Source organism: Thiemannella venezuelensis (genome assembly GCF_014203605.1).
Lineage (GTDB): Bacteria > Actinomycetota > Actinomycetes > Streptosporangiales > Streptosporangiaceae > Planomonospora_A > Planomonospora_A venezuelensis.
The window spans coordinates 1-10,943 of record NZ_JACHJJ010000054.1; the positions used below are offsets into that span (position 1 = coordinate 1).

Below are 10,943 nucleotides of genomic sequence, written 5' to 3' on the forward strand. Positions count from 1 at the left end.
CCCAATACGCGCCCTAAGTCGAAGACGATGCGATCGCCGCGCCTACCCAGTTCCTCCAGCGCCTGTCGCCGTTCGGAGCCGCCGGCAGCGACAAGCCCGATCAGGTCTTCGTTGTCGATGGCGGCGATTTCGGGTCGTGTGTCGCGCCTGGCCGGTCCGGGTGAGCGGGAGGCCTTGAGCTCGTCGATGATCCGCCGAACCCGCGGCTGGGACTGCGCGAACGTTGTCCACGGCTCCGTGTCGCACCAGATCGCCTGTGCAAGCGGGGCATCGTCGCGGTTGGCGATGATGTCGTCAGCGAGCCCGTCCCAGATGGAGGGAAGCTTCATCGCCCCGCTGTCGCCGATCGCCTCCAGTGCCGTGGACCAATGCGGCCCGTCGATCGCGTACCCGCGCAGCACGGCCGCCGCGTCGAGTCGACCGACCATCGGAAGCAGGGCAAGGACCTGCAAGGCAAGCTCAACCGGTTCGGCGTCCTCGTCGTCGTACGTGAGCAGGTGCTGTTGTATCGGTGCCAGTGGCAGGTCGAGCCGAGCGATGAGACCGGCGAGGTAGCTGTCGCGTTGATCAACTTGCCGGTCCCAGCGCGTGTCCGTGATCACGCACTCGTACACCGCGTCGGCGGCGCCGGGGGCGGTCGACGTGCGATGCACTGCGGCACCGCGTCCCCGTTGGAGCTGACCGCGGAACGAGGCCGGACTGTCATATTCGACCATCGACATGCAGTATCCCCGTGGTGGAGGCGCTGAGCATACCAGGAGGGGGTATATGTCAAAGTGTGGTTTCGGACGTGCCCGCCCGGCACGGCACACCTGAATCACCCTCCCGATCTTTCAAGTCACCCACAACCGCTCCACAAGATCGTCATGTGAATCTCGGTGAACGAGGGCGAGCAGGGATCAAGAAGGCGGTAGAGGAAGAACGGGGGTTCTGGGTGATGATGGGCGTCGCGAATGCGGACCTGCACCTGCTGGAGGACATCGTCAGTGCCGTCCTGCGGCGCTGCGCCGGAGACTCTTCCGCATGGGAGATCAGCCGCGGCAGGACGTGGACGTACGTCACCCCGGCCGGGGCCGCCCACCGCGCGCAGGGCTGGAAGCTGCACGTGTCGGCGACGCAGCTGGCCGCCCCCCTCGTGCTGGCCCGGGCGGCGGAGGTGCTGGCCCGGCATCGTTGCGCGTTCAAGTTCGCCTCCACCTTCGACGACCTGGCCGGGCTGCTGTCCAGAGACGCGGACCGGGGATCCCTCGGCAAGTTCATCACCGTCTATCCGCCGGACGACGACGCGGCGGTGGCGATCGCCGAGGACCTGCACACGGCCACCTCCGGCCTGCCCGGCCCACCCATCCTCTCCGACCGCCCCTATCGCCCTGGCAGCCTGGTCCACTACCGGTACGGAGTGTTCTCCGCCCCGAGCGTGCTGGACAACGACGGCTCCTACACCTCGCGGCTGACCGCTCCCGATGGATCCGGCGTCATAGACCAGCGCAACGCCTGGTACTCCCCGCCGGAATGGGCCCCCTGCCCCTTCGACTCCGGCCGTGCCCCGGTACGCGCCGCCGCGCCCTCGGCCGTCCTGCTGGCCGACCGGTTCGTGGTGCGCCGGGCGCTACGTCACAGTGCCAAGGGAGGCGTGTTCCTGGCCGAGGACCGGCTCTCCGGCGAGCAGGTGGTGATCAAACAGGCGCGCCCGCACTTCGGCTTCACGCTCCAGGGGCAGGACGATCGCGACCGGCTCCGCCACGAGGCCCGCATGCTGGAGATCTTCGGGCCGCTCGGCGTCACGAGCCGCAAGGTGGATCTGTTCGAGCAGGAGGGCAACCTTTTCCTGGCGCAGGAGTACGTCGAGGGCAAGCCACTCGGCTCGTGGGCCGTCGACGAGAGGCGCGAGGCCCCGGGCCGCTGGCAGGACCAGGCGCTGAACGTGGTGCGCAACCTGGTCGCCGTGGTCGGCGCTGTTCACGACCAGGGCTATGTGTTGCGGGACCTCACGCCCAACAACGTGATCGTCGGCGACGACTCCCGTTGCCGGCTGATCGATCTGGAGACGGCGGCCGTGCCGGGAACCCCGGTGGCCAAGGCCCACACCCCCGGGTTCGCGCCGCCGGAACAGGTGCTCGCGCCCCGGCACGCGCCGGCGCCGGGAATCGAGGTGGACCTGTACGCCCTGGGGGCGAGTGTGTTCTTCCTGGCCACCGGCTGCGTGCCGGTGCTAGGCCACGACGAACCGCACGACGCCCGGTCGTGGGACTCCCGGGTGGAGACGCTGGTACGCGTGACTTCATCGGGCGACGCCGTGTCCGAGGTGCTGACGACGATGATTCTGAACCTGATGCGCGAGGACCCGGCCCGGCGCTGGGACCTCGCCCAGGTCCAGAAATTTCTCGACGAACTGGACACCGAGCCCCGGCCCTTCGCCGCCCGTGCAGGCAACTCCCGCCTCGGCGTCGAGGAGCAGGACCGGCTGCTGCACGACGGGATCGCCTATACCCTGCGCCGGATGGACCGTACAGCCGTCGACCATCCGGACGGCGGCGGCCGGCTGTGGCCCGCGCCGGGGTTCGGGGAGACGGCCGATCCGTGCGCCGTCCAGCACGGCTCGGCCGGGGTGCTCACGATGCTGTCCGCGCTGCTGGATCCCTCCTGCTCGGCCCTGCCGGGGCGGGCCGAGGTCGCGGCCGGCCTCAAGGAGGCCGCGCACTGGACGCTGCGGCGCGTACGGAGCGAACGGCACCGGCCCTCACCCGGGCTGTACTTCGGACGAGCCGGCATCGCCTGGGGCCTGCACGAGGCCGGGCGGGTACTCGACGACGACACTCTGCGCACGACCGGCCTCGACCTGGCGCTGGACCTGCCGGTGACCTGGCCGAACCCCGACGTGTGCCACGGCCTGGCCGGGACCGGCTTCGCCCTGCTGCACTTCTGGCACGAGACCGGCGACGAACGCTTCCGTGACCTGGCGGGCCGCTGCGCCGACACCCTTCTCGCCGCCGCGGAGCGCACCCCCGCCACCGTCCTGTGGCCCATCCCCCAGGACTTCCCCTCGACGCTGGCCGGGCTGGTGCACTACGGCTTCGCCCACGGTGTCGCCGGAATCGGGGCGTTCCTGCTCGCCGCCGGTACGGGTCTGGGCCGCGAGGACTGCCTGGAGACCGCCGTGCTCGGCGGGCGCACGCTGTTGGAGGCCGCCGACCACATCGACGGCGGCACCTGGTGGGGGACCTCTCCCGGCGACGACGGGAGGCTGCCGCATTGGTGCAGCGGTTCCTCGGGCATCGGCACCTTCCTGATCCGGCTGTACCTCGCCACGGGCGAGGCCCCGCTGCTGGAGGCCGCCAGGGGCGCTGCGTCCGCCGTCCGCGCCTCCCGTCTATCCGCGGGAAGCGTGGCCTGCCACGGACTGGCCGGCGACGGGCAGTTCCTGCTCGACATGGCGGACCTGCTGGGCGAACCGGTCTACCGCCACCAGGCCGAGGAACTGGCCGCGTGCCTGCGGGCCCGCGCGGTGCTGCGCGATGGGCTGCTCGTGGTTCCGGACGGGGAAGGCGTGGGGATCTCCTTCGGCTGGAACACCGGCCTGGCGGGAATCCTGGACTTCCTGCGGCGGCTGCGCCGGGGCGGCGCCCGGCCGTGGATGGCCGACCGTCTCGCACCCGCCGGCGCGACGGCATGAGCACGCTCCTCGACAGGACGGCCACCGGCGTACTGCGGCGGATCGGCTTCCGCTTCTCCGGCGCCGGGCGCCACGTCGCGTGCCTCGCCGCGCGGGGTCGCGGCGGTTTCGCTCCTGAGCTCTGGGATCTAGCCGGGCCGCGCCCTCGTGCTCGCCTCTTGCGTCCGTGGGGGGACGAGAACGCCTGGAGCAGCGCGGTCCCAACCGACGACGGCAACCTCCTGCTGGCCCGTGCGGGGATCCTCCTCGTCGTCCCCGAGGCTGACGGCACAGTCGCGGCGGTCCACGAACTGGCCGTCGCCCCTGGCGAGAACGTCAGGCTGGTGGCGGGCGGGACGCCGGGCACCGCCGCCCTGGCCTTCCGCACGACCTCCACTGGGCGTACGACGGTGTGGCGGTTGTCGGGACGGGCCGAGACTCCCGAACGCGTGGCCGACGTGCCGGGCGAGTTTACCGGAGGCGTGTGGCTCGACGGCGGCCTTCTCGCCGTCGCGAGCTCCGACGGGGCGCGCACCGTGGTGCTGAACCTGTCCGACGGCACCGTGCGCCCCCTTCCCGGCCTGTCGCCGGGGGAGCATCTCCTCCTCGCCGCTCCGCAGGCCGGAACCCTGATCACGGCACAGAAGCGGGAGGGCGTCCTGCGGCTGGGGAGCCGCCGGCGCGACCACGACGCGCTCACCGTCTTCCCCGGCCGGTTGAACGCCGTCGAGGGGACGGTCGTGCCGCTCGCCCTCGACCCGTCCGGCAGGCACCTCGCGCTGTCTGTCACCCGCGGCGTGCGCTCCACCGCGCTGCTGTACGACCTGGTGGAAGACAGTACCCGGGAGATCGAGCCGGCCGGGGTCCTGCTGCCCGTCGCGCACTGGAACGCGGCAGGGCTGCACCTGGTCCGTTCGGCCCCGGACCTGCCGCCGCAACCGGTGACCGTTCCCGATCCCCTCACGGCGACGGCCCTGACCGGCCACGGCCGCACCGGGTGGTCGCCCGCCCGCTCGCGCAGCTTCACCGGTCCGGGCGGCCCCGTCGAGGCGATCGTCTACGGCGACCTCGCCCACGCCGGGCACGTGGTGCTCGCCTTGCACGGCGGGCCCGAGGCGGCCTGGCGGCTCACGTTCGACCCCCTGTTCCAGCGCCTGGCCGCCGATGGCATCGCCGTTGTCGCCCCCAATCAGCGCGGCAGCACCGGATACGGAGCCGCGCACCGTGACGCGATCCGTGGCGCGTGGGGCGGAGCCGACCTCGCCGACGTCATTCACCTGGGCCGTACGCTGGCCGCCGAACGCGTCTCCGGATCCTGCCCGCCCATGCTGTACGGCGCCAGCTACGGCGCCTATCTCGCGCTGCTGGCCGCCGCCGCCGAGCCGGGCCTGTGGTCCCGTGCCGCCGTCGTCGCGCCGTTCCTGTCAGGACGGGCGCTTTATGAGGACGGGCCCGAATCGGTCAGGAGAATGCTTGACCGTCTCGGCGGCCAGGAGGAGATCGTCGACGACCATCTTGGCTCGCGGGACCTGCTCCGGCTGGCCGACCGCCTCCGGCTGCCACTCCTGCTCGTCCACGGCGATCAAGATCCGATCATCCCCGTCAGCCACTCCCGCCGGCTGCGCGAACGGCTGGCGCGGACCGGCCACCGTGACACCGCACTCACGTACCTGGAGGTTCCGGGCGCGGGGCACGACCCGCTGACCGATCACGAGGGCCATGCCGTGCTCGAACAGCTTGTCGCGTTCCTGCGCGTCGGGCCGAGGCCGTAGCGGGCCCTTTCTTCGCGCCGCTCCAGGCGGCACCCAAGACCCCGTCGTCCTGCATCATCCGGGGCGGTGGCATCCAAGGCCGTCGGGCGGACGCGCGACGGCTCCGTACAGCAGCGAAAGGAATGAGGAAAGCATGGAAATCGACGTTTCCGCCTTGGAAATGCTCCCCTCCGCCATGGAGAGCGGTCTCTGGCCGTGCGAGTTCTCCACCTGCGGGGCCTGGTCCTGCTCGGGATCGACGCAGACCTACTGCACCACGTTCACCAACGCCACCTGCGAGCACAACACGCGCTACGAGTAGCGGCCCGTCCTCTTCCCTGAGGACATGACGTAGGCCCGTAGCCGAGGTGACCGGCCAGGCGGCCGCTTCCGCCGTCGCCTGGCCGCGCCTGCACCGGCTCTCCCGTCGTAGATCCGCCTGGCCGCGCTTCGCCGCAGAGAGATATGTGATGCACCCACCAGCGCCAGCCGAGGAGCAGGTGACGACCCGCGCGTACGGCGACCGGCTGATCGCCTCCGTGGCCGCGTGCGCGTGGGCGCCCCTCGCATTGACCGCGCTCACCGCCGCAGGGGGGTGCGTCGTCGCGCTCGCGCTGCCCGCGTCGATGGCCGCCGCCGTGGACGCGGCGGTCACCGGCGGGGACGCGCTGCTCGCGACCGTGCGCCTCGCGTTCCTGCTGGGCGCTACGGCTCTGGTCGACATCGTCTCCGCGATCGCCGGTGCCGCCTACTCCGCCTCGGCCGCCGGTTCGCTGCGTATGCGCCTCGCCAACCGGCTCCTCGCAGTGAACATCGTCGAAGCCGGGCGTTTCCCCACGGGCGAACTCGTCAACCGCCTGGTGAGCAACGCCGCGACCACGGCGTCCGTCCCGATGACGCTGATCGGCGCGGGGTCCGGGCTGGTCACCTCCGTGGGCGGCGTCGTCGCGCTGTTCACCATCGACTGGCGGGTGGGCGCCGCCTTCCTGACCGGCGTACCCCTCGCCCTGGTCGTGATGCGGGTGTTCGTCTCCGGCGTGTCCGGTCTGTACGACCGTTCCCAGGCGGCGCAGGGCCGGCTCGCCGCCCGGCTGACCGAGACCCTCGCGGGCATCCGTACCGTACGCGCCGCCGGCACCGCCTCCCATGAGACCAGCCGGGTGCTCAGGCCGTTGCCGGACCTGTCCGCCGCCGGGCACGCGCTCTGGCGGGCCCAGGCACGTGGCGGGTGGCAGTTCACGCTCACGCTGTCCCTGATCGAGATCCTTGTGCTCGCCACGGCGGGGTTCGGCGTGGCGGAAGGCCGGCTGGAGCCGGGGGCGTTCCTGGCCGCGGCCGGGTACACGGCCCTGGGCCTGGCCTTCGCCGGGCTGACCGAGACGCTGATGGGCGTGGCTCACGGCCGCTCGGCCGCCCGGCGTCTGTGCCAGGTGTTCGCGCTGCCCGTCCTGCCCTCGGGCACCGTCCCGCTGGCGGCCGGTCCGGGCGTGCTCTCCTTCCGTGGCGTCACGGTGATCCGCGAGGGCGGCCCGCTCCTCGACGACATCTGCCTGGAGATCCCCGCCGGGGCCATGACAGCCGTCGTCGGCCCTTCCGGCGCGGGCAAGACGACCCTCGCCCTGCTGGCCGGGCGGCTGACCGACCCCGACCGGGGAGAGGTGCTGCTCGACGGCCAATGTCTGGCCGACCTCGACCTCGCCTCCCTGCGAGGTGCCGTGGCCTACGCGTTCGAGCGCCCGGCGCTGCTCGGGGGTGACCTCGCCTCGGCGATCGCGTACGGCGGCACGGTGAGCGACCTGGAGGAGATCCGCGCGGCGGCGAGGGCCGCGCACATCGATGACGTGATCCGGCGGCTTCCGGCGGGGTACCGTACCCCAGCCGCCGGGGTATGGCTGTCCGGTGGTGAGATCCAGCGGCTCGGACTGGCCCGCGCGCTGCTCCGCCGGGCCCGGCTGACCGTGCTCGACGACGCCACCTCCAGCCTGGACACCGTGACCGAGGCTCAGGTGACCGCCGCGCTGCGGGACGGGTCACGGGGACGCACCCGCCTCGTCATCGCCCATCGCCCCGCCACCGCCGCCCGTGCCGATCTGGTCGTCTGGCTGGACTCCGGGCGGATACGCGCCCAGGGCACCCACCGCGAGCTCTGGCGGGATCCCGCCTATCGCGCGCTGTTCGCCGCCGTCTCGAACGGGGAGAAACCATGTCCGGCGACCCCGTGATCGATTCGTGCCCCACGCCCGCGACGCACTCCCCCATCGACGGCGGCGCGCCGTCCCCCTGGCGGACGCTGATGGCGTTGCTGCGTCCCCGGCGGCGTCCGCTCGCCGTCGCCGCGTTGTGGTCGCTCGTCGAGGGTGCCCCGGCGCTGTCGTCCGGGTTACTCATCGCGACGGCGGTCGATCGCGGCTTCCTGGCCGGCCGGTTCGCGGCCGGTCTCGGCTGGCTCGCCCTCCTCGGCGGCACGCTGCTGGTGAGGGCCGTCGCGATGCGACGGATGTTCCCCGCGCTCGCCGCAGTGGTCGAGCCGTTGCGGGACGACCTTGTACGTGCGGTCGTCACCACCACCGTCCACCGCGCCGCCACCGGCGGGCGAGCACCCGACGGCGCCGCGGTCGGCCGTCTCACCCAGCAGGTGGAGACGCTGCGCAGCCTGATGTCGGGGATGCTGATAAGCGGTCGCGAGCTTGGGGTGTCCCTGGTGGCCGCCCTGGCGGGGCTCCTGCTCCTGTCCCCGCCGGCCGCGGCCATCGTCGCCGGTCCCGTGATCGTGGCGTTGGTCGTGTTCGCCCGGCTCCTGCGGCTGATCGCCGTACGGCACCGAGACCTGCTCCTGGCCGGGGAGACCCTGACCGCAGAGGCGACGCCGATCCTCGCCGGACTGCGCGACATCGCCGCCGGCGGCGCGCAGGCCCAGGCGGAGCAGGACCTGCGGGCGCTCGTCGCCGCGCAGGCCGCCGCCACCCGCGCCCTCGCCTGGGCGGGCACCGGGAAACGTCTGCTGCTGACGCTCGGGGCGCACGTACCGCTCATCGGACTGCTGCTCGCCGCCCCGCCCCTGATCGCCCGCGGGCAGTTGACCGCGGGCGAGGTCGTGGGCGCGGTGACCTACCTGTCCACGGGCCTCGGACCGGCGCTGCGCAGCCTCATGGGCACCGTCGGTTCGTGGGGCGTGTCCCTCGCGGTCACACTGCGGCGGATCTCCGAAACCATCGCGCCCGACTCGGAAACACCGGCGCGGCCCGGGCCCATCTCCGTGCCCGCGGCTCATGACCTGCAATTGGACGGCCTCACGTTCGCCTACTCGCCGCAGGCCGCCCCGGTCGTGCGTGAGCTGAGCCTCACGATCGGCGAAGGCACGCATCTGGCCGTGGTCGGCCCGAGCGGCATCGGCAAATCCACCCTCGCCATGCTGCTGACCGGGCTGCAGGGGCCGACGGCCGGCGAGGTGCGGCTCGGTGGTCTCCCGCTGGCCACGATCCCGGAGTCCCACCTGCGGACCGTCATGGCCCTGGTGCCGCAGGAGGCATACGTCTTCGCGGGAACGGTACGCGAGAACCTCGCCTACCTGTGCCCGGAGGACTCCTCCGGGAGCGGCGCCGCAGACGAACGGATGCGGGCGGCCGTCGCCGCCGTCGGGGCGGATTTCCTCGTCGAGCGGCTCGGCGGGCTGGACGCCACGATCGAGGAGCCGTCCACGTTGTCCGCCGGTGAACGCCAGCTCATCACCCTCGTCCGTGCCTACGCCTCCCCCGCACGGATCGTGATCCTCGACGAGGCCACCTGCCACCTCGACCCGGCCGCCGAAGAACGGGCCGAGCAGGCGTTCGCGACCAGGGGGACGACACTCGTCGTGATCGCTCACCGCATCAGTTCCGCCGCCCGCGCGGACAACGTCCTGCTGATCGACGGCGCCTCCGCCGTCGTGGGCGCGCACCTGGAACTGATCGCCCGATCACCCCTGTACGCCGACCTGGTCGGCCATTGGCAGGACGACGCCACGCACGAACACCAGACGAGAGGACATCATGCCGCATCCCGGACCGAGTGACGTCATTTGGGACATCACCTACGCGTGCCCGCTCCGTTGCGTCCACTGCTACTCGGAATCGGGAAGACGGCCGACGCGGCAGCTCAGCCACGAGGACATGCTCAAGGTGGCCGACGGGATCATTGCCCTGCACCCGCGGACGGTCGAGTTCGCAGGCGGTGAACCGCTGCTCGTCAAGGGGATCCACGAGATCGCGGAGCACATCTCACGGGCCGGGATCGAAGTGAACCTCTACACCAGCGGCTGGACGTTGACGGCGGAGGCGGCGCAAGCGGCGGCGCGCGTGTTCTCCAGGATCACGATCAGCGTCGACGGGGCCGACGCCGCGACACACGACCGGATCCGAGGGCGTTCCGGCTCCTTCGACCGCGCGATGAACGCGCTGACCCTCCTCGACGACCTCTCCCGGCGCGTAAGCGAACACGGCTACGACCCCGTGCTGTTCGGACTCGACTGCGTGGTGATGCGCGGCAACTTCCACCAGCTGGGCGAACTCTGCCGGGTGGCCACTTCGCGCTCCCCGCGCCTGCGCTTCCTCGGCTTCGGCGCGGCGGTGCCGTCCGGTCTCGCCAGCAGGCCCACGTTCGCCGACCGGGAACTTCTCACGATGGAACAGCTCACCACCCTCATGAGCCCTGGCCACGGGCAGCACCTGCGGTCCCTCGTTCCCTCCTCCGTCACGGTGACTCTCAGTGATAATTTCGTCCTGCAAATGAATCCGAAACTCGTGGAACGCTTCGGATTCTCCCTGATGCAGATCGAGCCCGACGGGCAGGTACGCGCGATGCCCATCTACGAGGGCACTGTCGGCTCCCTGCTGACGGAAGATCCGCAGGTGCTGTGGGAACGGGCGGTCGCGCGCTGGAACGACCCCTTCGTCGTCGACGCGCTCTCCGGCGTCCGCGACTGGGCCGACTGGGCGGAGGCAACCCGCCGCATCGACTACCATTTCGGATCCGCCGAGGTCAGGCAGCGTATCGACCGCCGACCCGCGTACTCCGTCACCGCACCTTGACGCCGCCTGTTGAAGGCGCCGGGCGACCCTATGGGAGGGCACGGTCGGTGTCGGGGATCCAGTGCCGTCCGACGGGTCCGGCGGGCTCGCGCGTGGGAGCTGACCGAGCAGCGTACGGAGCAGCGGGTGCGGGTTGCGGGTCGCGCAGGGCCACGCGCCCGCGACGGCCGCCCTTCCTCTCCACCGGGCCGGGCGGCCGTCGCCGTAACGCTCGGGGTCACCTCGGACCTCCTCGGGCACTGGATGCGCCGGCACCCGGACGGAATACCCGAGGCTGACGCCGAGGTGGACGAAGGCCGCGGTCGCGTGGCCCCGCTGTGGTTGCCAGGCAGAGACGCCGAGTGGCAGGCGTGGCGGGCGTCGTTCCCAGGACGAATCGGCCGGCCCTGCAAGGAAACCCCGTCACCCGAGTGACAGACGCACACCGCTACCCCGCGCCCAGCGCGCCCAGCGCGCCCAGGGCGCGTATTGGGT

General features: G+C 71.9%; 6 protein-coding genes and 1 pseudogene. 6 read left to right on the forward strand and 1 reads right to left on the reverse strand.

Annotation, left to right across the window (positions count from 1 at the left end; translation table 11 throughout):
* Positions 1-722, reverse strand: a pseudogene (locus FHS22_RS36755) (hypothetical protein); the annotation flags it as partial.
* Positions 723-937: 215 nt separating this feature from the next.
* On the opposite strand from FHS22_RS36755, the gene lanL reads away from it, so the two are divergent.
* From lanL to FHS22_RS36785, 6 genes are all read left to right on the forward strand, one after another.
* On the forward strand, positions 938-3,673 hold the full coding sequence (gene lanL, locus FHS22_RS36760) for a class IV lanthionine synthetase LanL (protein ID WP_184948821.1): 2,736 nt from the start codon (positions 938-940) through the stop codon (positions 3,671-3,673).
* Positions 3,674-3,831: 158 nt separating this feature from the next.
* The gene (locus FHS22_RS36765) at positions 3,832-5,424 is read left to right on the forward strand and encodes an alpha/beta hydrolase family protein (RefSeq protein ID WP_184948822.1); all 1,593 of its coding nucleotides are present in this window, start codon (positions 3,832-3,834) and stop codon (positions 5,422-5,424) included.
* 133 nt (positions 5,425-5,557) lie between these two features.
* A complete protein-coding gene (locus FHS22_RS36770) occupies positions 5,558-5,725 on the forward strand; it encodes a hypothetical protein (protein WP_184948823.1) in 168 nt (55 codons plus the stop codon).
* 178 nt (positions 5,726-5,903) lie between these two features.
* The gene (locus tag FHS22_RS36775; RefSeq protein WP_184948824.1) at positions 5,904-7,625 is read left to right on the forward strand and encodes an ABC transporter ATP-binding protein; all 1,722 of its coding nucleotides are present in this window, start codon (positions 5,904-5,906) and stop codon (positions 7,623-7,625) included.
* Complete coding sequence (locus FHS22_RS36780; protein ID WP_221474596.1) at positions 7,607-9,454, forward strand: ABC transporter ATP-binding protein; 1,848 nt, start codon at positions 7,607-7,609, stop codon at positions 9,452-9,454. The genes FHS22_RS36775 and FHS22_RS36780 overlap by 19 nt, the downstream gene beginning before the upstream one ends.
* A complete protein-coding gene (locus FHS22_RS36785; protein ID WP_184948825.1) occupies positions 9,432-10,469 on the forward strand; it encodes a radical SAM protein in 1,038 nt (345 codons plus the stop codon). The genes FHS22_RS36780 and FHS22_RS36785 overlap by 23 nt, the downstream gene beginning before the upstream one ends.
* Positions 10,470-10,943 lie beyond the last annotated feature (474 nt).

Excerpts from the sequence above, each read along its gene's own strand:
- lanL (WP_184948821.1), top strand. The coding sequence starts at position 938 with ATGATGGGCGTCGCGAATGCGGACCTGCACCTGCTGGAGGACATCGTC.
- FHS22_RS36770 (WP_184948823.1), top strand. The coding sequence starts at position 5,558 with ATGGAAATCGACGTTTCCGCCTTGGAAATGCTCCCCTCCGCCATGGAG.
- FHS22_RS36780 (WP_221474596.1), top strand. The coding sequence starts at position 7,607 with ATGTCCGGCGACCCCGTGATCGATTCGTGCCCCACGCCCGCGACGCAC.
- FHS22_RS36785 (WP_184948825.1), top strand. The coding sequence starts at position 9,432 with ATGCCGCATCCCGGACCGAGTGACGTCATTTGGGACATCACCTACGCG.